Here is a 22,086-nt window from a genome sequence, read left to right as displayed (position 1 = left end):
ATGAGCCTGCTAATAGTTAGCGATTTAGTTAAAGAGTTTGGCAAACAACGCGCCTTAAACAACGTAAATTTAACCCTCCCACAAGGCTGCTTGTTTGGATTGTTAGGGCCTAACGGCGCCGGAAAAAGCACCCTCATACGCATAATTACCAATATTATTTTGCCCGACTCGGGAGCGGTTGAATTGGCCGGAATAAGCAATAACGAACGCTATAAATATATAGGTTACATGCCCGAAGAGCGTGGATTGTATAAAAAAATGAAGGTGGGCGAGCAGCTATTATACTTAGCCCGGTTAAAAGGTTTAAGCCGAAAAGATGCATTTAACGAGGTAAAATATTGGATGGAAAAATTTGAAATTGCCTCATGGTGGAATAAAAAAATTGAGGAACTCTCAAAAGGAATGCAGCAAAAAATACAATTTATTGCCACCATTGTTCACAAACCAAAATTAATTATTTTAGACGAGCCTTTTTCAGGATTAGACCCCATTAATACCAACCTGATTAAAGATGAAATTGCCGACCTTAGAAAAAACGGAGCTACTATCCTTTTTTCAACCCACCGGATGGAACAGGTCGAAGAGATTTGCGAAGAAATTGCCCTTATAAACAAAGGTAATATTATTTTATCGGGCAGTGTTTTGGAGGCACAAAACCGTTACAAAGAAAATTTATACGAAGTGCGCTGGCAAACTGCCGCCCCCAATACAGATAGTTTTAATCCGGATGCTACTCCGTTTACCATCGTCAAACAAACACCTCAAAATTGGGTCATTAATTTAAACGAGCACACAAACCCAAATCAAGCCCTACAATGGTTGGTAACACAAAATGTACAAATACAAAGTTTCAACGAAGTATTACCCTCGCTAAACGAGGTTTTTATTAAAGCAGTTGGCCAAAATAACCAAATCAACTAATAAATTTCTTACAATATATATGTCGTCAACATTAAGTCGTATTGCCTTAGTTATAAACCGCGAGTACATTACCCGCGTGCGCAAAAAGTCGTTTATTTTAGTAACAATTATAGTTCCCTTGAGCCTGTTTTTGTTAATTGGTTTACAATTTTTAATAACCAAAGCCAGTGAAGAAACAACCCGAATAGCTGTTAAAAACGAAACCTCGTGGCTTAAATTAGCCAATAAAAGCAAAATCGAATTTGAAGAATTTTCCGATTCGTTAGCCGTTTTAAAAACAAAATATGCTGCCAAAGGCTTTGATGGTGTACTTTATATTCCGGAATTAGCTACCGATAACCCATCCGGAATTATTTATATCTCAGACAATTTATTGGGTTTTCAAAAAAAAGTGCTCATCGAAAACCAAATCGAATCGGCAGTAAGGCAACAACGCTTCGTTGAAACCGGTATCAATAAAAATGTTGTTGATGCGCTTCAAAAAGTAAATATCAGCATAACTGAACAAGGCGATACCAAAACAAGTGTTGGCAATACGGGCATTGCCACCGGCGTAGGTATGGCGGTGGGCATTTTAATGTATATGACTTTATTAATTTATGGCGCCATGGTGATGCGGGGCGTAATGGAAGAAAAAAACAGCCGGATTGTAGAGCTAATACTGTCGTCGGTAAAGCCATTTGAGCTAATGATGGGAAAAATTGTGGGCATTGGCTTAGTAGGCATCACGCAGTTTGGTATATGGCTTTTATTAGTTGTGGTAGCCCAATTAGGTTTTAGCTTATACATGGGAGGTGATTTATTGCCATCTGGCCCACCTACGGGTAGCGATTTGAGCAATTTACAACAACAAATACCCGGACAACAAAACCAAATCTCGGGCGAAGGTTTGATGATAATACAGGGAATAACCGATAATTTGTCGGAGTTGCCCCTATTCAGCATTATTTTTGCGTTTATCTTCTTTTTTGTCACCGGATACCTTATATATGCCGCTTTGTATGCCGGATTAAGCTCGGCCATTAACGACGAAGGCGACATTCAACAACTTACTTTTCCGGTAACGGTTCCGGTAATTTTATCCTTTTTTATTTTAATGGCTTCAGTCGAGAACCCCAATAATGGTTTGGCAACATGGGCATCTATGTTTCCGCTTACAGCCCCTATAATTATGCCCGCACGTATAGCTTTTGGCGTACCCGTCTGGCAAATTATTGTTTCTATGAGTATGATGCTGCTTGGTGTTTGGTTTTTTGTGTGGCTGGCTGGTAAAATTTACCGTACAGGTATTTTAATGTATGGCAAAAAAATTACCCTACGCGAAATTATCCGTTGGATTTAAAATAGTTTACATATTTGCCCCTCCTCTCCTACCCTACCCTTCTTTTGTTCTTATGAAATTTGATGCACCGATTGCTTTGCCACAGTTAGCAAAATTATTAGAGGCCGAAATTTTGGCAGCTCATCATCCTTTTTTATCCGGAATCAATGAAATTCACAAAGTTATCCCTGGCGATATTACTTTTTGTGACCATCCTAAATATTTTGCCAAAGCGCTATCTTCGGCTGCAAGTGCCATTATTGTAAACAACCGGCAATTAAATAACCCACATCAAAAAACCCTTTTATACCACCCCGACCCCTTTACGGCATACAATAACTTTGTTTTATCATTAGCATCAACTCGCTGCTGGCAACAGCAACAGCCCATTAGCCCACAAGCTAAAATTGGCCAAAACACCAAAATAATGCCCGGCGCAGCCATTGGCGATAACGTGCAAATAGGCGATAACTGCCTCATTTACCCGAATGTTGTTATTTATGAGCGTACAATTATTGGCAATAATGTTACCATCCACGCTAATACAACCATAGGTAGCGATGCTTTTTACTACAAATCGCGCCCATTAAGCCATGAAAACGACCTGCAATACGAAAAAATGTACTCGTGCGGACGTGTTATTATTGGCAATAACGTTGAAATTGGGGCAGGCTGTACCATTGATTGCGGCGTATCGGGCGATACGGTTATTGGCGAAGGCAGCAAATTAGATAATTTGGTGCATATTGGGCATGGTGTTGTACTTGGTAAAAATACCTTAATTGCTGCCCAAGTTGGTATTGCCGGAAAAACTACCCTTGGCGATGGCGTAATTTTATGGGGACAGGTAGGAGTATCTAAAGACCTGACAATTGGCAATAACGCCGTAGTTTATGCCCAATCAGGAGTAGCTAACAATTTAGCCGGAGGTAAAGCCTATTTTGGCTCGCCCGCCAACGAAGCCATACCCACCATGCGCGAAATGGCTAATATAAAACGCATAGCCGAAATTTTAGAACGCCTAAAACGTTTGGAAGATGGGCAATAGATTCCCAGCATTTTAAGTTAACATCTCCGGAAAACAATCAATCATCGACCTCAATAAAAAAAATTGCCCAGTTTAGTATAGCTACCAAATCCGGGCAATGCAAATAATTAGCTGTCTCAACAAATAAAGACAGAAAAAACGATTAGAAACTATTGTACCACCACTTTTCGCAAATACATGGTTTTGTCAATATACTGTAGTTTTACAAAATAGGTGCCTTGCGGTAAATCGCTCGTATTGAGGGTAAACTTTTGGCTGTTTGGTTTAATGGCTGTGGTTTCAAGGCCAGCCAAGGTTAAAATTTGTACTTGTGAAACTAATTTTGGCGCTTCGAAATACAAATTGCCGGTCGTGGGGTTTGGATACATGGTAAAATTGTTTGCGAGCGGGTTGTGGTTGTTAATGCCAGCCAACATGCCGCAATCGCATTGATGAAAACCCAATTGGTTAAAGGTGTTGCGAGGCAGCGAGTCCCACTCGGCAGTAGGGTTCCAAGCACCTGTATAGGGTGTTCCAGGGTTGGTTGTAACGCCTTGGGTAATTCCGGGCTTGCGTATAAGGGTTTGGTCGCGGGTCCAATATGCCCCTCCTGCAGCTTGTGTGTAGGGGTATGTATCCGTCCACGACTGGCCGGGGTCTTCGCCAATCAGGCCAAAAATATCAACAAAAGCACCAAACGGCATTTGCCCATTGTCGCTAATTTTATTTAAAGACATAGCATCATTGCCATTAAAATACATGGTGCTGCTAACATTATAATCAGGACAAATATAATAGTCGGTTTGGGCTTTTAAGTCGGCAAAAACGCAAGTATCCTGCCCTGTTTTGGTGCAATCTTGTTTGTCTATAACCAATACTACTACATCTTTTGCTTTAACGGTAATACCGGTAAGGTCAATGCTAAAAGCGGCATCGTAAACAGCACTGCCATTTTGCCATCTTATTAAGCGGTAATCGCTAAGGTCAAGGTCTTTGTCGCTGGGGTTGGCTATTTCAATGGCTTTGTTATTGTTGCTGCCCTCTACATATTCGGATATAAAAGGCGTGGTACATTGCCCCCAAACAAGGGCTAAGGGCGCAATGGAAAGTAAAAAAAAGGTAAAAAGTTTTTGTGTCATCGGTAAAGTTTATTTTTTATTTTTGAATAATAATTTTTTGCGTTTGTCCGTTTATTGTCAACAAATACAACCCAGCAGCATAATTGGCAGTGTTAATTTTAAAGGTAGATGGTGCTGTGCCAATAGTCCAATTTTTTTGCAACAGCACTTTTCCGGAGGAATCAGTGAATTGAAGGTTAATTTTTTCCGGATTTTTTCCGAAAATAGCAATTGTCAATTCGTTTGAAACTGGATTAGGCCATGCCATTAATTGCCAATTTTTATTTATATCATCGGTGGCTAAAATACCGCCCAAATCGTTAAACCGCTGTACAAACTCTTGGTAATAAATGTTAGCTACGTTTTTATCGTGTACTACTACCACGTTTTCGTCGTTGCGCACTTGGGCGCTGTTTGTCCAGTTGTACGAGCCTGTCCAAACTGTTGGGTCGCTATCCCAATAATTGGGGTCGGCAATAAAATATTTATGATGAAAAATATAGCTTTTGCCATCAACTTTTAAGTTTTCTTTCATTTTTGGTGCTAAAATATCAAAACAAGCCTGATTTTCGGGGGTGCTGGTGTCGTCTAAAATTCCGGCTAAAAATACTTTGTCGTAAATGCGGTCTTCAATGGCATTTGCCATATCGGTGCGGGTAAGTTGCATGATAGCAAAAAACAGTTCGTAATTAGCCTGTGCTACCGATTTTTTAAAATTAGTTCTAATGTCGTCTCCGGGACTAAAATAGGCTTCAACTCGTTTACCACCTACTACAAACTCTTTGGGGGTGTTATCTAATTTATCGGAGCCAAATTTTTCGCCAAACATTTCGTCAAATTCCATCGTAAAAGCGCGGGCTAAGCTTTGGTCTTGGATGATTATGACGTTGTTAGGATCTTTGTTTAGTTGATCATCGCTAAAATTTGTCGAGCCAGTCCAAACAATGGGGTCGTTGGGGTCGGGCGATTCGGCATCAATTATTACAAATTTATTATGCATAATACCCTGTACTTCGGAGTCGCGGGTAATTTTGCTTCCGGGAAAAAGGTTGTATATAGCCTTGTCAATATCTGAGTCGGCTACAAAGCGGCATTTTATCCCTTTATTGGCGGCAGCTTTAAGGGCATCTAAAATTCCGGTAGCATTGTCAAACGTATAAAGGCTCATGTCTATGGTATATTTTGCCCGGCTAAAATAGTTTGCCAACGTGTCGGCTATAGCATTTTTTACGTAAATGGCAGTTGGCCCGTTCGATACACTATTGTTTACCGGGCTGTTAAAATAAACTTTTATGTCGCCCGATGAAAGCGAGGCAGTCATCATGGGCATAATAGCCGATTTTGACTCGTCGCCCGAAGCACTTTCAGAGATTGCCTGAACGTAGTAAACCGTTGCCGGACTTAATCCGGATAAATTAGTTATATGGTTGGTGGTATAGTTGCCGTCGTTAAGTGCGCCCATCTCTAACGATTTGGTTTTTCCGTATTTAATTGTGGTGTTGCCATCAAACAAGGTAGTAAACGACACATCGAAACTGGTGGTTGTAATATTGCTTTGCGTTAACGAGGACGAAATAACGGGCGGGTTGCCTAAATATTCAAAATCGGAAAGGCTGCGGGGCAACAGTTGGTAGGTTGTTTTAAACTGCGACATTATGCCCACTAAATTAATATACTCGGTTGGTATGGGTGTGTTTACAATATTTGTGGCATCAACAACACGGACTTCGTAGGTAAGGCTTCCGTCAAAAATTTTATAATTGGTACTGGCGGTTTTAAAATTGCCAACATCGGTAAATTTGATGTTTGAAAAACGCACTAGTTCGCCCTCATAATCTTCGGTAAATCCAATTGCCGTTGTTACCTCTTTTGGGGCTGGCAGCGGGTTGTTCGAGCTTATAATTTTGTACTGCATAGTTGCCCCCGATTTTTTAATTTCCATCAGTTCGTTGTAAAGGTCAAGTGCGCCGGTAACTTGTACCAGGTCTCCGGGCTTAACGGCATCGGCAAAATCGTAATCAAAAACGGCAATGCCGGCACTACCGTCTTGCATGTAACGTATAGCGCCCAATTCGGGGCCGTTGGTAACAATACCTTCTACGGTAACAATATCGCCAACTGCTTTTATTTTTGCTTCGTCAATGGGTATGGGCGTTTGAGCTGCTGCAACAAAACAAATAAAGCAAAACGATAAAAATGTAAAAACAAATTTCATAAAATATTTTTTCTAAATGGTAAAATACAAGTTAATTAAATAGAAGAGTTTAAAAAATTACAAGCCAAATAAAAGGAGGACAGTAATTAAACATACATTTTTATATTAATAACATCCAAGAAAACACACAATATTAACCTTATTTATCCGGAATTATGGTTTTGGAGGCAAAAAAATCACATTAGGGCTAAAATGCCATCTCAAATCAAACACGGGTATTTATATTTTTGTTTTCATTTTAGGTCTTAGAATTGGCGATTAGGCCCATTTCGAGGGCGTGTTTAACTGCCTGGTCGTAATCGGTAAACAAAATTATAGGTACTTTTTCTTCGAGAGCGGCTTTTTTTAGGACGGCTACTTTACGTTTAGTACTTCTTACCATCCGGATAAAAATAGCTGCAACCCTTCCCGGATAATTGGTAGCTATTTCGGTATAAATATCCAAATCTTTTTCTGCACTGTCGCCCATCAAAATAAATTGCAAATTGGGGTAAGTTTTTATAATACGAGCCACCGAATCGCGTTTATGCAGTCGGTAGGTAACGGCATCTTCATTTTTATGTCGGCCAAAATCGCGCAAAGACAGGGGACCTTTAACAAAATTGTTAACCTGCATAAACTCGGTTAACATGTCGTACAAATTCCACGGACCATTTGAAACGTAAAATACCGGATGCTGCTCTGCTTGGTCGCGCCCTACACGCAAAGCTTGTATAAAGGCGGCTGCACCAGGCACCTGCTCGCGCGAGTGGGCGTTTTTAAACAAAGTTAAATACAACATACGGGTCATTGACAAAACGGCTGTATGCAAAATTGTATCGTCAATATCGCTTATAATGCCATATTTGGCTGTACTATTGGGCAGCATAACCTCGCCCCTAACGCTATAAGGTGGCTTAAAAGCAACCGGGGCACTAACAAGGCTAATTTTTACCTGAAACCAAACTTCACGCGGTTTTAGCACCTGCGTTAAATTAGGCATGTTTAGTGCATAATACCCCTCGTGGTTGGTATTACAGGTTTGCGTTTGGCCGGCAATTTCAATTTGTATGCTTGCATCTTTAATTTCGTTGCTGCCAAACCGTTTATAGGTATTTTTTAAATTTTGCCATCGGCCATCGGTGTGCATAGGGTTTAACAGCCGGCTGGTTAAAACACGACCTGTTAAAAATAAGGTTTGTAAATTGCCAAAACCCCTGTAAGGCACAATTAACACGTGCCGTTTCGAGGTAAACCTCAATCGAAGTCGTTGTTTAAACGTGTCTAAACGGTCTGTTAGCCAATAAAATACCGATTTAAACTGCTTATACATTTATCGTTAAAAAATTAAAATAAGTTGTACTTGTCGAAACAAAAATGCAAATTTACAGTTAAAACAGTTTGTCTTATGACTTGCAAACTGAAAATTAACAAAATCCTAAATAAATTTAAGGCAAACATCCTTCATCCACAAAGGTGTTGATAAAAACTTAGTTGTAAAACCCAAATTGGCCTTAATTTTGTTTAATTAACTTAGATTAACTTATCCCCTACACTAATTTCCGGATGAATGTAGTTTATCTTTGCAGCTAATTACGTGTTATAGGCAAACTCACAATAAATTTCCACACTTTCTTCATTTACTTTTTTCAAATGAACTTAATGACCGCAAAAAAAACAGGTGCTAACCAATTTAAAACTAAATTGCTAATTGCTTTTAGTTTGTTTACTTTAATAACCGTTTTTGCCCCCTTTAGCACTGTTTACGCACAACAACGCCAACAGCAAAACACCCCCCACGAAACAACTAAACCCGCCGAAAAACCACCTTTTACTGCCGATGATGCCAAAGTTAAAACAGGGCAAATTTTAGAGCTAATAAACCAAGTTTACATGGATAGTGTGGATTTTGAGAAAATAACCGAAGCTTCTATCCGCTCGCTACTCGAAAACTTAGACCCACATTCATCCTACATTCCAGCAGACGAGGTAAAGGCCGTAAACGAACCCTTGGTAGGAAATTTTGAAGGCATCGGCGTTAGTTTTAACATTATAAAAGATACTATCACCATTGTAAGCGTAGTTCCGGATGGCCCCTCCGAAAAAGCAGGCCTCCGCGATGGCGACCGCATTATTTTAGTTGATAAAGAACCTGTTGCCAATATCAAAATCACCAATGAGCAAGTAATGAAAAAACTGCGCGGCACCAAAGGCACCAAAGTTGAGGTTGGTATTGCCCGCAAAAATGTGGATAAAACCTTGTATGTAACCATAACCCGCGATAAAATTCCAATTAACAGTATTGATGCAATTTATATGGCCACCCCCGAAATAGGCTATATAAAATTAAACCGCTTCTCGGCTACCACTACCGAAGAAATGACCAAAGCCATCGAAAAATTAAACAAACAAGGCATGAAAAGTTTAATTTTAGACCTTAAAGGCAACGGCGGTGGGTTTTTAAGTGCTGCCGTTGAGGTATCGGATATATTTTTACCTAAAAACCGCCTAATTACCTATACCGAAGGACGTGCCTACCAACGAAAAGATTACAAAGCCACCAATGGCGGCAGTTTTGAAAAAGGCAAATTAGTAGTATTAATTGACGAAGGCTCGGCATCGGCAAGCGAAATTGTATCGGGGGCTATGCAAGATTGGGACAGAGGACTAATAATTGGTCGCCGCTCGTTTGGCAAAGGCTTGGTACAAAAACCTTACTCCCTATCTGACGGGTCGGCGGTGCGACTAACCGTAGCACATTATTACACCCCGTCTGGGCGCTGCATTCAAAAACCATACAGCAACGATGCCGAAGCATACCGCAAGGAAGTGCGCGACCGCTACAAAAATGGCTAACTGTCTGACCCTACAAAAATTGAAATGCCCGACTCGCTTAAATTTGAAACCCTAAAGATTAAACGAACAGTTTACGGCGGCGGCGGTATATCGCCCGATATTTTTGTTAGTATTGACACCTCCGATATATCAACCTACTACCGCGAACTAAGCAATCAAAATATTTTTAATACCTACGTATTAGAACAGATGGACGCAAAACGAGACGAATGGCATACAAGTTTTGCCGATTTTAACACTTACAAAGCCAATTTTAACATAGGGTTAAAAATGATGGACGACTTTGTAAATTTTGCCGAAAAAGAAGGTGTTAAAAAAGATGAGGCCGGACTTGCCCAATCGCAAAAACTCATCGAAATGCGTTTAAAATCGTTAATTGCTCGGTATTTGTTTAATTTCGAAGCCTATTATCAAATAGTTAACGAGTATAACGAGCCTTATTTAAAAGCTTTAGAAGTTTTAAAAGACGATAAAATTTTCTCAGAAATGAAGTTAGAATAAAAATAGGTTGTATTTTTGCCCTATATTTATTTTCTTGAAGTTTTGCCAAACTAATTGATTATTTTAATCTTCAAATTTGGCAAAACTTATTTTTTTAGTTCCTCCACAATTACTAAATTTTCAATAAACAATTTTACCGGATGCCTCTTATTTGTTCAATTTCCGGAATACGCGGCACCATAGGCGGCGACTCTACCAATGCCCTAACGCCTATAAATATTGTAAATTTTGCTACTGCTTTTGGGGCATTATTATTGCAAAAACATGCCAACACCAAGCCCAAAAAAATTGTAATTGGCCGCGATGCCCGCACAACAGGCGCAATGGTTGCCGGCTTAGTTGCCAACACCCTGCAAGCCTTGGGCTTTACGGTAATTGATTGCCGGCTTAGCTACAACCCCAACCGTAGAAATGGCCGTTACGCTCGAAAAAGCTGTTGGCGGCATTATTATTTCGGCAAGCCACAACCCTGCCAACTGGAATGCCTTAAAATTGTTAAACAACTTGGGCGAGTTCATTTCGGCTGAAGATGGCGAAACACTATTAAAAATTGCCGCTAATCATCCGGAAAAAAATATTGCCTTTACCCCTTACACCGAAATTGGCAGTTATCAGTTGGTTTTTCAGCGTTATTTAGTGCATCATATCGAGCAAATAATGGCACAAAAAGCCATTGCAACTAATAAAATAAAAGAAAAAAAATTCAAAGTATTGGTAGATGGTGTAAACTCGGTAGGCAGCATTGCCTTGCCCGCCCTGTTAAAAACCTTGGGCTGCGAAGTGATAGTTTTAAACGAGCAACCCTCCGGATTATTTCCGCGAAACCCCGAACCGCTCCCCGAACATTTAGCAGAAACTATGTTGGCAGTACAAAAAAATGGCTGTCATGTTGGCTTTGTTGTTGATCCCGATGCCGACCGTTTGGCTATAATTGACGAAAATGGCCAGTGGTTTGGCGAAGAATATACTTTAGTAGCCTGCGCCGACTATTATTTGCAATACGTTCAAAAAGGGCCGGTAGTTTCAAACTTATCGTCAACCAAAGCCCTGCGCGAATTGGCCGCAAAACACGGCTGCCACTATTACATGTCGGCAGTGGGCGAGGTAAACGTGGTTGCCCAAATGAAAGCCGTGCAAGCTGTTTTGGGTGGCGAGGGTAACGGCGGCATTATTTGGCCCGATTTGCATTATGGCCGAGATGCTTTGGCCGGAGTAGCCTTGTTTTTATCGCTGATGGCAGAATCCGGGAAAACATGTAGCCAACTGCGGCACCAATATCCCAACTATTATATGGCGAAACAAAAGGCCGAGTTGCCCTCAAACATATCAGTCGATACACTTTTAGAAAGGATTAACGCAAGATATGCAGCCACGCATAATATTACTACAATTGATGGTGTATTTATTGATTTTGGCCACGAGTGGGTACATTTGCGCAAATCGAACACCGAACCTATTGTGCGGGTTTATGCCGAAAGCCGCACAAGCGAAGCCGCTGCCTTAGAACTTGCCAATTATTGGCGCAAAATATTAGTGGATTTGGTTGAATAACAAATTACTCACTGAAAATGTAAGCAAGTAAGTTCATTAATTTGTAAATGCATACATAACCAAATTAGCACCCATTTGTAAGGCTTGCAAGTGTTTTTCGGGCGGGTCGCGGTGCACAGGGAAATCTTCCCAACCATCGCCTAAATCAGTTTCATACGAGTAAAAACAAACTACGCGCCCGTCAATAATAATGCCAAAGCCTTGTGGATTTTTGCCATCGTGTTCGTGAATTTTGGGCAAGCCTGAAGCAAAAGGAAACCGCTGTTTGTAAATATCATGATTGAAAGGCAATTCTACCAAATCTTTATCCGGAAATATCTTTTTTAATGCCGGACGCACATACGGGTTCATTCCATAGTTATCGTCAATATGCAAAAATCCTCCCGACTTTAAATAGGTGCGCAAATTTTCGGCCTCTTGCTCGCTAAACTGCACATTTCCGTGCCCCGTCATGTGGATAAATGGGTAGTTAAAAATTTCAGGACTTCCCGCCTCAACAATAGCTTGTTCGGGGTTCAAATTCATTTTAAGCTCGCGGTTACAAAACTCAATTAAATTTGGGATGGAGGTTTCTTTGTTGGCATACCAATCGCCGCCACCCCTGTATTGCAGCAAAGCCAACTGAACATTGCCTTTGCCCACATTATTATTGGTAAAAGCAAGACTAATTGTTAAAAAAACAAATGACAAAATTAAAAAACATAATGCATTGATTCTCATATACTTATATGCAGTTGATTAAAGTTTTACCTATTATAATTAGGCCGTTAAAATTGGATGAAGCCAGCAACAAACAGCTATTCCGGCAGTTTCGGTGCGCAGGCGCGTTTGTCCTAAGCTAACAAAAATAAACTCATTTTGTTCTGCCAAATTAAGTTCGGCGGGTGTAAAATCGCCTTCGGGGCCTATGCACACAACAGCACGGCATGGGGGCGCAGCTACTTGCCGAATAGGTTTGCTTTGTGGACTTAAAGCAGCAATAAGTGGCAATATTTTACTGTTTGATTGTATTGTTTGGCGTATAAAATCCGGAAATTTTATAGGGGCCTGAATAATTGGCAGCCATTTGCCTCCCGACTGTTTCAAAGCACTAATAGCCGTTTTTTGTATTCTCTCCATCCGGATATTTGTTTTTTCAGTTCTTGCGGTTTCTAAAAAACTAATGGTATTTACACCCAGTTCTACTGCTTTTTCAACAAACCATTCCATGCGTTCGGTCTGTTTTGTAGGGGCAATGGCTACGTGTAAATACTGATTTTCGGGCTGTGGCTGGTGAGTTATTTGTTGTACGTTTACGCTACAATTTTGCTCGGAGATGGCAGTTAGTTTTCCGGCATAGGTATTACCTAAGCCGTCTAAAACATGTATTTCTTCGCCCAATTTACTGCGCAGTACACGGGCGCAATGCCAGGCCTCCTGCCCTAACAAAACGTATTGTTGGTTGGCAAATTGCGGCGCATAAAAAAAGTGCATAAAATTATTTTTGAAAGTTCTTCCACATCATACTCGGAACGGGTTTATTGGTTCGTTGGGTGTATTTGGCATTAGTTTTCCGGTTATAATAATTATTTACATCACCGTCAATGCTAAAATAAATTAGTTGCCCAACTGGCATTCCGGCATAAACTCTAACAGGTTGTAGGCAAGAGATTTCAAGTGTCCAATGGTTGCAAAACCCAACATCGCCTTTGCCGGCAGTTGCATGAATATGTATGCCCAAACGGCCAATACTCGATTTCCCTTCTAAAAACGGCACATGCCGGTGTGTTTCGGTGTATTCAAGTGTTACACCTAAATATAAAGTATTAGGCTGCAGTTCATAGCCATCTTCCGGAATTTCGAACTCTACTATTTCGTTTTCGGTGCGAGCATCTAAAATACGGTTTTTATAAACGGCTAAATATTTACCTAAATGCACATCGTACGAATTTGTACCTAAGCTCTCGTGTTTGAAGGGGTTTATTACTATGTTTCCGTTTGCTATTTCTTGTAAAATGCGCTGGTCGGTTAATATCATGGGCTTGCTTTAACAAGTTATTATTTATAAAAAAACTAAGGGGTTTTGCTTAAAAAAATTACCATTCAATGCTTTCTTTATTTAAAAAAGCTGCTATTCCTCGTTTACAATCTGTACCCAACCGCGCATGGGCATTTGTTGAAGCTGCCAATTCAAGTGCCTCAAAAAAATCCATAGTTTGTATGCGGGCAATAAGATCTTTGGTTATGCGCAACGATTCTCCGGAAGTATTTTTACACAAATTCAAAGCAAATTGTTGTATGCTTTCGGCAATTTGGTCTTTTTCATAAATGTAGTGAATCAGTCCAATTTTTTGTGCATACTCGGCACTAATTAATTTTCCTGGGAGTAGTAATTCTTTGGCATTGGTTTCGCCAATTTTCGGGATTAGAAAAATGGAAACAATTGCCGGAACAAAGCCTATCTTAACTTCGGTATAGCCAAATTTAGCTTCGGGCGTAGAAAAAACAAAGTCGCAAACACCAGCCAAGCCACACCCGCCTGCAATGGCATGGCCTTCGACCTGCGCAATGATTACTTTATTTAAAAAGTACATTTGCGTAAATAACTCCTTCAAATTATTCGAGTCTGCCAGGTTTTCTTCGTAAGTATTATTTTGTAAGCTTTGTAAATAGGCTAAATCAGCACCGGCGCTAAATACCGTACCATTAGCTTTAAGCACAATAATTTTTGCCAAAGGGCTTGAACTTGCCTTCGAAAATGCCTCTTTTAGCTCCGAAACGATTTGGGGGCTAAGTGCATTACTCTTTTCGGGGCGATTTAGCGTTATGTATGCTATTCTGTCTTTAATTTCGAATAATAAGGTTTCAAAACTTGGCATAGGTTAATTTTATAAAAAAACGTGCGAAGATACAGTTTTTCAAGTTTTTGAACAATTTATAGTCTATAAGATTGTTTTATTATGCCACATTATTGCCAGATAGTAGTATTTTTGCACTACAATTTGTAAAATCAAAAACGCAAAACTGTTATTTATGTCAAGATTAGTTTCAACAACAATATTTATAAAAAATATGGTTTGCCCGCGTTGTATTAAAGCCGTTACTGATACCATTACGCAAATGGGTTATAATTTACAAAGTGTGGCACTTGGCGAAGCTATTATTGGGCAGGCGATTAGTCCCAACGAGTTTGCCTCTATAAATATAGCTTTGCAACAAATTGGCTTTGAATTAGTGCTTGACGGCGAACTGCAAATGGTGGCACGCATTAAAGCGGCAGTTATTGATATGATTCATTACGACCAAAACGACCAACATATAAAAAACTCTTCATTTTTAGCGCAAAAATTGGCAACCAGCTATTCGCATTTAAGCAAACTGTTTTCGAGGTACGAAAAAATAACCCTCGAGCGGTATATAATTTTGCAAAAAATAGAACGGGCTAAAGAGTTGATTTCGTATGGCGATAAAACTTTGAGTGAAATTGCCAATCGCTTAGAGTATAGCAGCGTTCAGCATTTATCTAATCAGTTTAAATCGGTGGTGGGCATGTCAGTTACCGATTATAAAAAAATAGACTTGAAAGACCGGTTACCACTTACCGAAGTTGGTCAATCTGAATAAATAACGAATTTAGGAATACACTTGCTTATCCGGATATAAAAAAATGCCTTTGCCTGCTTCCCCTTTGCACTTTGCTATTGTAAATGGCCCCAACCTTAATTTGTTAGGCAAACGCCAACCCGAATGGTACGGGCATATTAATTTTGAGTTATATTTTACTACTTTACAGCATAATTTCCCGGAATTAAACCTAAGTTATGCTCAATTTAACAACGAAGGCGACTTGATATCGTATTTACAAAAACAAGGGTTCTCTGCCGACGGCATTATACTTAACCCAGCCGGTTACACCCACACCAGTATTGCCCTTGCCGATACTGTTGCCGCTATTGAAACGCCGGTAATTGAAGTACATTTGTCGAACACATTTGCCCGCGAAACGTTTAGGCACCGTTCGTTTACCGCCCCCCATTGCAAAGGCGTTATTATTGGTTGCGGGCTAAATGGATATTGGTTAGCCATACAACAGCTATTGCACTTAACAGCCAAAAGCTAAAATCCAACAGAAATTTTCCAGCTTAATATTTGGCGGTCATCTCCGGCAGATAGCAATATATTTTCTTCCGGAAAAAAACACAAAGCATTTACCGACTTAAGATGCCCCTTGTAATTGGGTTTAAATGGATCGATTACTTGTAATAGTTGCTTGCTTGGCAAATGCCACCATTTTAAACTTTTATCGCGGCTGGCCGAAACAACCCAGTTTTGCGCTTCGTTGATATACAAGGCATTTACGGTATATAAATGTGCCGGTATCTGTTGATTTGCCTTGTTAGGCAAAAATAAATTTGGAGCAGAGGGCAAACAATCCCAAATATTAATTTGTGCATCGCGTCCGCCCGTCCAAAGTTGATTAGCTTTTTGAGCGAATGCTAAACAAAACACAGAGCTATTGTGCGCTGCCGTTACAGTTTGGACAATTTCGAGATTTTGAGCATTTACAATATAGATACAGCCATTACTTGCCCCAACAGCTAAACAAGGCATAGTTTTGTTGTTATCCGGATTGGGCAAGCCTATACAGCAACGCAAATTTTCAGTAGAAAGTTTTACGTTGCCAACTGTTTGCCCTGTTTCTATATCCATTTTCCATAGGCTTCCATCGCCACAGGTAAAAAACAAATGATTGGTAGGGGCAAAATAATAAGTGTCAAACACTGCCCCACCCAACTGGATGGGCGGCCATGCAAGTTTACTTTTGTCGGCATGGTACATGTAAACAATACCTGCCATTGTGCCGGCTACAAGCAGCGAGGCTTGGGGTATATAAAACAACGAAAATATATTGCTTGGTATTTGAGCTATAACTTTGCCTTTATTGGGCTGCCTAACAGACCATTCGACCAGCCAGCCATTGCCATCGGCACTATAAAAGCTATGGCCATCTTGTTTATTAGCCATGGCATAAATAGCCGCCTTGTGTCCGGTATAAATTGGCAATTGCTCAATTGCAAGCTTCATGCGGCAATTTGGTTTGGTTAGCTATAATTGCTATTTTACTTTGGCAATCAAATCTTTGACCGCATCTTTATGTAAGGTAACGGTCATCATTTTGAGTTTCACGTAATCTTCGCGCATAAAATAATAGCCAAACTGTTTACAGGCTTCGCCTTCGGCGCACCCGCGCGAGCCCGAACTGCTATCTTTTAGCAAATACCATGTTTCGCCGTTTTTTTCGGTAACGCCAACCAGGTGCATCGCATGGTCATCGGTGGTGCTACCATTTAAAAATCGCATTTGCCTTGCGTTTTCGTCTATATATTCGGCGGGGCAATCGAAGGTTGGTACAACTGCAACGTTAGCTGTGTTTACAAACCCAGCTTCGCTAACGTCTCCTCCAATGCTAATAGTGTAGCCTTTTTTAATGGCAGTTTTTATTAAACTTGTAAAATCATTAAGCGGCACATTGTAATAATCGGTACTGCGCCACCAGTTGTCGGGCACATCGTAAATAGTTTTGGTAAAATAAGGCTCTTGCATTAGCGACATAAAATCAACATAATCGTCCATATTAAGTTTACATTCGCTTTTTAAATATTCAAGTGGTGTTATTTTTTTGCCGCAGAGCATAAACTCAGTTGGCGGCTCGCCCATGTAATAATTTAGTATAGATTTTACCGTTTCAACTACCCTATCTTCGTCCCATGCGTTAGTACTTTTTACGTTTTTAAGATAACCATCAAATTCGGCAAACATTTTTTCGTGGTTATGAAATTTAAGCCTGTCGGGTTTTCCTTTGTAAGCCTCTAAGGGCACAACACCATATTTTTTATACAACTTGGCTACAGCATTAGTTTCTGAGCCTTCGCCGATATTAACATGCCCGCGTTTTTGAACAAAAAGCCTTGCCCGCTCAACATATTCAAAGTAAACCGGATATAGTTCTGATAATTTTATTGCTTTTCCGGAAATGCGTTTAATTTCGCTTTCAAAAAATGAAGTAGTCGAAAAACACCAGCAAGTACCTGTATTGCCCTGCGAAATGGGTTTTTGATGCCATTGTTGTTGGTAATCATCCGGATTAGTTGGGTAATTTTTATCGGCTACCTGTAATTTAAAACCTTTTTTTGGAGGTTCGGGTTCGGTTGCCTGTTCATCGTAAGCCCTTATATCTTTTAAAATAGTATTGATATAGTAACTGCCTTTCCCCTCTACAAAAACAGCTTTATCGGGGGTGTTTGTGTGTTGGGCATTTATGTTTTGAAATATTGCGCCCAATAAGGCAAGTAGGCAAATACTAAAAATATGCTTTTTCATGTTTAGTAGTCTAAATATAGTTTGATTAGCTTGTTAAGCCGCAAATATACGCATTAAGTTAGTTTTTTTTGAGGGTAAAACTCCTATTTTCTATTGTTCTTTTCATTAAAACCGACACAATGCTTGAGGGTAAAGAATTTAGTTAAAATTATTTTACTTTGTGCTACAAAGTTATTTTTAAATAAAAGATAATATAATTTTCTAAATACTAAGAAATAATAAAAACTTACTTGTATTTTTAGGCCAAACTATAAACAATGGACAAACAAACGATAATTGCCGCCATTAATAACCAACAAATAAAGGATGTTTTTGCAATTTTAGATACTTTAGACTTGAAAGATGCTGCCTATGACAATATCCGGAAAGAATTTTTTGATGGTTCTAAAAGTATAGATTTTACCGACCGCTTGTTATCTTTTGTTTATGGCTTACCGCTTTCGGTTTTTAACCCATCGCAATTGCAAACGCCACAGCCAACCACTGCCGAAGCCAAGCAAATTATTACCCAGTTAATAAGCGAAGGTAATTTGGGCGAAGCTATTGCCATTTTACCCGATGAAAACGATTTTATACTGCAAAAAGCTCAGTACAATCAGTTGCAACGCGACTATAATGCCGGATTATTAGATAACGCCGACTTGCGCCAACAACGAGCGCGTATTATTGCTGCCATACAGTATTTTGTGGCTAAAGCGCAAAATTTGACGCTTAAACGTTTGCCTTCAAATTTTCAGACAGGCACCGGCGATGGCAATATTATTTCCGGCACAGGCACAGGCAATGGCACTTTAATTAACAAAAATACTGCAACTACCACTAAAATATTGTTTTTGGCAGCCAATCCAAAAGAGGAGGCCAATTTACAAAGTGGTTTTGAATTAAAGACAATTAAAAAAGAAATGAAATTGGGCGACAAAAGTGAAGCATTTGAATTTTTGCATCCGGAAATGGCTGTAACTGCCACCGAAATAACTCGTGCGTTTACCCAAAATCCTGATTTCATCCACTTTTCGGGGCATGGCCAGCAAAAAGGTATCATTATTGCAAAAGACGACAATACAGCCCAGCTTTTGCCCAATATGGCACTTAAATTATTATTTTCAAAGCTTAAGCACAAGCCCAAATTAGTGTTTTTAAATGCGTGTTACAGTGCCGAGCAAGCAAAAACAATTTCGGAGTTTGGTATTTACGTTGTTGGCAATAGTTTACCCGTTGATGATAATGCCGCCATTAGTTTTGCCAAAGGTTTTTATGTTGGCATTAGCGAAGGAAAAACTATTGAAGAGGCATTCAACGACGGATTGTTTATACTTTACACCGAGTTCGAAACCCATGCCAACCTGCGCGCAAGCCGCTTGCGTACCGATGCACAAACCGAAAACGACGTACAACTATGGCTAAACGGGCAAATTATTAACGTGTAATTATTTGAACTTATTTTTGTTTTGGTTTCGGTTTTGGTTTATACTTACATTCGTAAGCCAATTTTTCGTTATTATAAACTAAGTTGGGGCAAAAATCAACAATATTGCGAATATATGCTTGTTTAAATTTTTTGTTCACCTCGTTTAACACCCAAGCAGCAGCAGCCCTTGAATTACAACTTGGCAAAAACACATGGTAGCGCTTTTTTGCCGTATGCGGATTTGAATCGGGAGCAATAAAAACTAAATTGCTAAAATGAGCATTTAAGTAACTATATTGTTCTTGCACCTGCTTAAACGTTCCGATAGTTTTAACCATTACCCCCCAATTTACAATTTCGGCTAAATTGTTGCCGCTCGGCTGCTTAAAATCCCATACCATTGCTAAGCGCGAACCCGCATAAATTACCACCATATCATTAGGCAAATGATGAATCCGGATAATATTTTGTTCGGCCATTTGCGAGCCTTCATCTAAAACCGGATTAAAAAAAACTAAATTCCAGGCACCCTCTTCGGCATCAACATTATAAGTTTGTGCATATATTGCCAAACCCGTAGCGCCACCTGAACAATAATTGGGCATACCCTTTATAGTTACAAAATAAAAATTTTGGCCATCGCTGCGCTGGTAATTACTTACACTATCAATTTGAAAATTGTAGCCAATATTTGTTTGCCCGGCCATATCGGCAAGTGGCACTAAAATACGCGCCCCGCCAATACTGTCGTTGCTGTCGTCTATGGATAAATCTGAGCCAAATAAAAGAGGCAGCCAATTTTGAGGCTGGGTGGGCGGCGAAACAATTTGTAAAGCTGGTTGCCTAAACAATAGCCAAGAGGTATCTATGGTGTTGTTATAAGTAAAAAGAGCAGGCTGGGCAATAGATTTCGCCGAAAAAGTGATATCCGCTACAACAAAAAAGGATAAGAGCAAAACAAATAGCCGGATGTATGGGTACAGTTTACAAAACATAATTGGCAATAGTAATTTATGTTGGTAATGGGCAAAATTAAAAATTTAATTTCTAATTTTGTTAGCTTTTTTTCTAAAACCTCAAAACTTGACCATTTACTTGTTGCGTTTCACCATAATAGTTTTGCTTTTCGTAAACCACCTTTTGATAGGGCAAACAACTACCGTAAATTATACGGGCAGCAATGCCATTTTTGCCAACCCCGAGCGCGGTTTTTATCGCTGGGCAGGCACCTATTCGAACAACCACACGCCGTTAGTTCAAAGCGATTTAGAAGATTTATATACCAACAACAAAATATCGGTTATTTTCCGGATTTTTTATTTGCCCAATTTTAAAAATTCTGCTCTTAGCAATACTTATCTGCAAAAAATAGAAGCCGATTTTAATACAATCCGGAATGCCGGATTAAAATGCGTTGTTCGTTTTGCCTATACTGACGATCATAATAATGGCAACCCACCTTTTGGCGATGCCTCAAAATATTGGGTTTTATACCATATAAATCAGCTAAAACCTATTTTACAAAACCATGCCGATATAATTTTAACCCTTCATGCCGGTTTTATAGGCGTTTGGGGCGAGTGGTATTACAGCGATTTTTTTGGATGCGAAGCATTAGCACCTTTAACCACCCAAAACATTAACGACCGGCGCGAGGTGATGGATAGTTTGCTGGCAGCAGTTCCGGATAAAAGAATGGTTTCGCTGCGCACTCCCGAAATGAAAAAACTTATGTACGATTTAACAATTCCGGAAGACAGTATTACCCTCGCCGATGCGTATAATAAAACGGCATTAGCCCGTATTGCCGCCCATAACGATTGCTTTTTAGCAGATTGGAACGACTATACTTTTGCCGATACTACCGCCGAAAAACCTTACTGGGCTGCCGAAACCCGCTATTTGGCAATGGGCGGCGAAACCTGCGAAGACAATGCCACCTACACCAATTGTGTTAATGCGATTAAGGAAATGAAACGTTTTCATTGGACTTATTGCAACGACTCCTATCATCCGGATGTATTAAGCCGATGGCAAACCGAAGGTTGTTACGACGATATGGAGCGAAATTTGGGCTATCGGTTTAAACTATTATCGGGCACGTTTACCAATACCGCCGCAATGGGCGATGCAGTAATTATAGAATTAAATTTAAAAAACGAAGGATTTGCCGCGTGTTTTAATACCAGGCAAGTACAGTTAATTTTGCGCAATACCACAACCAATACCGATTATGTTGCCCCCCTGCAACACACCGACCCTCGCTATTGGTTTAGCGGCCCATCTTTAACCATAACCGACACTGTTGGCATTGGCTGCAATATGCCAAACGGCACCTACGCCTTGTACCTAAACATTGACGATACCGAAACCAACCTGCAAACAAACCCTAAATACGCCATTCAATTGGCCAATACCGGACTTTATGAAGTGAGCACAGGCTACAACAAACTTAATCACAACTTAACCATTGACAATAATTATACCGGCGGGCAAAACTATACCGGCAACGCATGGGCGGGCACTACCCCACCCCAGCCCGAAATTACAGGCCTAAATACTGCATGTAATTATAACACCGTTACTTATAGCGTAAACTACATGCCTGGCCATACCTATACATGGTCAGTTACGGGCGGCATAATACTTAGCGGGCAAGGGAGTAATACGGTAACAATTATGTGGCAAAATGCCGGCAATGCAAGCATTAGTGTAAGCGAAAGCTATTAACGGAGTAGGTATTTTGGTTGGGCTGAATTTTTGGGCATCTCTGCGTTAGCTTAGAGCCACGTTTTGGTTTGTGGGTTGGCTTGGGCGGCATGCCAATGT

19 protein-coding genes and 1 pseudogene are annotated in these 22,086 nt (G+C 40.1%); 10 read left to right on the top strand and 10 right to left on the bottom strand.

Translation table 11 applies throughout. The annotated features are described in order from the left end of the window. The 3 genes from IPI59_12460 to IPI59_12450 are packed head-to-tail and all read left to right on the top strand — an operon-like array spanning position 1 to position 3,290. A complete protein-coding gene (locus IPI59_12460; protein ID MBK7528339.1) occupies positions 1-921 on the top strand; it encodes an ATP-binding cassette domain-containing protein in 921 nt (306 codons plus the stop codon). A gap of 19 nt (positions 922-940) precedes the next feature. Then, complete coding sequence (locus IPI59_12455; GenBank protein ID MBK7528338.1) at positions 941-2,263, top strand: ABC transporter permease; 1,323 nt, start codon at positions 941-943, stop codon at positions 2,261-2,263. A gap of 52 nt (positions 2,264-2,315) precedes the next feature. Further along, positions 2,316-3,290, top strand: coding sequence for a UDP-3-O-(3-hydroxymyristoyl)glucosamine N-acyltransferase (locus IPI59_12450; protein ID MBK7528337.1), 975 nt, complete (start codon positions 2,316-2,318; stop codon positions 3,288-3,290). A gap of 149 nt (positions 3,291-3,439) precedes the next feature. Here IPI59_12450 and IPI59_12445 read toward each other — a convergent pair whose 3' ends face one another. From IPI59_12445 to IPI59_12435, 3 genes are all read right to left on the bottom strand, one after another. Continuing rightward, positions 3,440-4,408, bottom strand: a complete 969-nt coding sequence (locus IPI59_12445) for a T9SS type A sorting domain-containing protein (GenBank protein ID MBK7528336.1) — start codon at positions 4,406-4,408, stop codon at positions 3,440-3,442. A 16-nt stretch (positions 4,409-4,424) separates the two neighbouring features. After that, positions 4,425-6,602: a T9SS type A sorting domain-containing protein gene (locus IPI59_12440; protein ID MBK7528335.1), complete on the bottom strand. Its 2,178-nt coding sequence runs from the start codon at positions 6,600-6,602 to the stop codon at positions 4,425-4,427. A gap of 238 nt (positions 6,603-6,840) precedes the next feature. Next, entirely contained in the window at positions 6,841-7,914 is a 1,074-nt protein-coding gene (locus IPI59_12435; protein MBK7528334.1) for a DUF2183 domain-containing protein, read from the bottom strand. Between the two features lie 320 nt (positions 7,915-8,234). Here IPI59_12435 and IPI59_12430 point away from each other — a divergent pair, with 320 nt between their 5' ends. The 3 genes and pseudogenes from IPI59_12430 (at position 8,235) to glmM (ending at position 11,489) form a co-directional block, all read left to right on the top strand. After that, the gene (locus IPI59_12430) at positions 8,235-9,437 is read left to right on the top strand and encodes a S41 family peptidase (protein ID MBK7528333.1); all 1,203 of its coding nucleotides are present in this window, start codon (positions 8,235-8,237) and stop codon (positions 9,435-9,437) included. A 24-nt stretch (positions 9,438-9,461) separates the two neighbouring features. Continuing rightward, positions 9,462-9,938: a hypothetical protein gene (locus tag IPI59_12425; GenBank protein ID MBK7528332.1), complete on the top strand. Its 477-nt coding sequence runs from the start codon at positions 9,462-9,464 to the stop codon at positions 9,936-9,938. A gap of 140 nt (positions 9,939-10,078) precedes the next feature. Then, positions 10,079-11,489, top strand: a pseudogene (gene glmM, locus IPI59_12420) (phosphoglucosamine mutase). Between the two features lie 36 nt (positions 11,490-11,525). Here the strand turns inward: glmM and IPI59_12415 are convergent. From IPI59_12415 to IPI59_12400, 4 genes are read right to left on the bottom strand one after another with little or no spacing between them, the layout of a single operon-like run. After that, positions 11,526-12,209 (bottom strand): DUF4159 domain-containing protein, encoded by a 684-nt coding sequence (locus IPI59_12415; protein ID MBK7528331.1) that lies wholly within the window; start codon positions 12,207-12,209, stop codon positions 11,526-11,528. A gap of 39 nt (positions 12,210-12,248) precedes the next feature. After that, positions 12,249-12,962: a 16S rRNA (uracil(1498)-N(3))-methyltransferase gene (locus IPI59_12410; protein ID MBK7528330.1), complete on the bottom strand. Its 714-nt coding sequence runs from the start codon at positions 12,960-12,962 to the stop codon at positions 12,249-12,251. Positions 12,963-12,966: 4 nt separating this feature from the next. Next, positions 12,967-13,506 carry a dCTP deaminase gene (locus IPI59_12405; protein MBK7528329.1) on the bottom strand — a complete coding sequence of 180 codons (540 nt, stop codon included), beginning with the start codon at positions 13,504-13,506 and terminating at the stop codon, positions 12,967-12,969. 58 nt (positions 13,507-13,564) lie between these two features. After that, positions 13,565-14,347 (bottom strand): enoyl-CoA hydratase/isomerase family protein, encoded by a 783-nt coding sequence (locus IPI59_12400; GenBank protein ID MBK7528328.1) that lies wholly within the window; start codon positions 14,345-14,347, stop codon positions 13,565-13,567. Between the two features lie 154 nt (positions 14,348-14,501). Here IPI59_12400 and IPI59_12395 point away from each other — a divergent pair, with 154 nt between their 5' ends. Together IPI59_12395 and IPI59_12390 are read left to right on the top strand one after the other, a co-directional pair. Next, positions 14,502-15,092 (top strand): helix-turn-helix transcriptional regulator, encoded by a 591-nt coding sequence (locus tag IPI59_12395; GenBank protein MBK7528327.1) that lies wholly within the window; start codon positions 14,502-14,504, stop codon positions 15,090-15,092. A gap of 64 nt (positions 15,093-15,156) precedes the next feature. Beyond that, positions 15,157-15,588 carry a 3-dehydroquinate dehydratase gene (locus tag IPI59_12390; protein MBK7528326.1) on the top strand — a complete coding sequence of 144 codons (432 nt, stop codon included), beginning with the start codon at positions 15,157-15,159 and terminating at the stop codon, positions 15,586-15,588. Here IPI59_12390 and IPI59_12385 read toward each other — a convergent pair. Both IPI59_12385 and IPI59_12380 read right to left on the bottom strand, forming a co-directional pair. Then, a complete protein-coding gene (locus IPI59_12385) occupies positions 15,585-16,553 on the bottom strand; it encodes a hypothetical protein (GenBank protein ID MBK7528325.1) in 969 nt (322 codons plus the stop codon). The two genes, IPI59_12390 and IPI59_12385, sit on opposite strands and share 4 nt — an antisense overlap. Positions 16,554-16,583: 30 nt before the next feature. Further along, positions 16,584-17,849, bottom strand: coding sequence for a peptidase C1 (locus tag IPI59_12380; protein ID MBK7528324.1), 1,266 nt, complete (start codon positions 17,847-17,849; stop codon positions 16,584-16,586). Between the two features lie 257 nt (positions 17,850-18,106). Between IPI59_12380 and IPI59_12375 the strand changes: the two genes are divergently transcribed. Beyond that, entirely contained in the window at positions 18,107-19,276 is a 1,170-nt protein-coding gene (locus IPI59_12375; GenBank protein MBK7528323.1) for a CHAT domain-containing protein, read from the top strand. A gap of 10 nt (positions 19,277-19,286) precedes the next feature. On the opposite strand, the gene IPI59_12370 is transcribed toward IPI59_12375, so the two are convergent. After that, positions 19,287-20,213: a hypothetical protein gene (locus IPI59_12370; protein MBK7528322.1), complete on the bottom strand. Its 927-nt coding sequence runs from the start codon at positions 20,211-20,213 to the stop codon at positions 19,287-19,289. 127 nt (positions 20,214-20,340) lie between these two features. Between IPI59_12370 and IPI59_12365 the strand changes: the two genes are divergently transcribed. Further along, positions 20,341-21,987: a DUF4832 domain-containing protein gene (locus IPI59_12365; protein MBK7528321.1), complete on the top strand. Its 1,647-nt coding sequence runs from the start codon at positions 20,341-20,343 to the stop codon at positions 21,985-21,987. Positions 21,988-22,086: the final 99 nt, after the last annotated feature.

The organism is Sphingobacteriales bacterium (genome assembly GCA_016706405.1).
GTDB lineage: Bacteria > Bacteroidota > Bacteroidia > Chitinophagales > UBA2359 > BJ6.
The sequence above is the reverse complement of the archived record's forward strand: the minus strand, read 5'-3'. Positions and strand labels throughout refer to the sequence as shown.

What these genes read in the sequence shown, in the direction of transcription:
- IPI59_12460 (MBK7528339.1), top strand. Translation starts at nt 1, where the DNA reads ATGAGCCTGCTAATAGTTAGCGATTTAGTTAAAGAGTTTGGCAAACAA.
- IPI59_12455 (MBK7528338.1), top strand. Translation starts at nt 941, where the DNA reads ATGTCGTCAACATTAAGTCGTATTGCCTTAGTTATAAACCGCGAGTAC.
- IPI59_12450 (MBK7528337.1), top strand. Translation starts at nt 2,316, where the DNA reads ATGAAATTTGATGCACCGATTGCTTTGCCACAGTTAGCAAAATTATTA.
- IPI59_12445 (MBK7528336.1), bottom strand. Translation starts at nt 4,408, where the DNA reads ATGACACAAAAACTTTTTACCTTTTTTTTACTTTCCATTGCGCCCTTA.
- IPI59_12440 (MBK7528335.1), bottom strand. Translation starts at nt 6,602, where the DNA reads ATGAAATTTGTTTTTACATTTTTATCGTTTTGCTTTATTTGTTTTGTT.
- IPI59_12435 (MBK7528334.1), bottom strand. Translation starts at nt 7,914, where the DNA reads ATGTATAAGCAGTTTAAATCGGTATTTTATTGGCTAACAGACCGTTTA.
- IPI59_12430 (MBK7528333.1), top strand. Translation starts at nt 8,235, where the DNA reads ATGAACTTAATGACCGCAAAAAAAACAGGTGCTAACCAATTTAAAACT.
- IPI59_12425 (MBK7528332.1), top strand. Translation starts at nt 9,462, where the DNA reads ATGCCCGACTCGCTTAAATTTGAAACCCTAAAGATTAAACGAACAGTT.
- IPI59_12415 (MBK7528331.1), bottom strand. Translation starts at nt 12,209, where the DNA reads ATGAGAATCAATGCATTATGTTTTTTAATTTTGTCATTTGTTTTTTTA.
- IPI59_12410 (MBK7528330.1), bottom strand. Translation starts at nt 12,962, where the DNA reads ATGCACTTTTTTTATGCGCCGCAATTTGCCAACCAACAATACGTTTTG.
- IPI59_12405 (MBK7528329.1), bottom strand. Translation starts at nt 13,506, where the DNA reads ATGATATTAACCGACCAGCGCATTTTACAAGAAATAGCAAACGGAAAC.
- IPI59_12400 (MBK7528328.1), bottom strand. Translation starts at nt 14,347, where the DNA reads ATGCCAAGTTTTGAAACCTTATTATTCGAAATTAAAGACAGAATAGCA.
- IPI59_12395 (MBK7528327.1), top strand. Translation starts at nt 14,502, where the DNA reads ATGTCAAGATTAGTTTCAACAACAATATTTATAAAAAATATGGTTTGC.
- IPI59_12385 (MBK7528325.1), bottom strand. Translation starts at nt 16,553, where the DNA reads ATGAAGCTTGCAATTGAGCAATTGCCAATTTATACCGGACACAAGGCG.
- IPI59_12380 (MBK7528324.1), bottom strand. Translation starts at nt 17,849, where the DNA reads ATGAAAAAGCATATTTTTAGTATTTGCCTACTTGCCTTATTGGGCGCA.
- IPI59_12375 (MBK7528323.1), top strand. Translation starts at nt 18,107, where the DNA reads ATGGACAAACAAACGATAATTGCCGCCATTAATAACCAACAAATAAAG.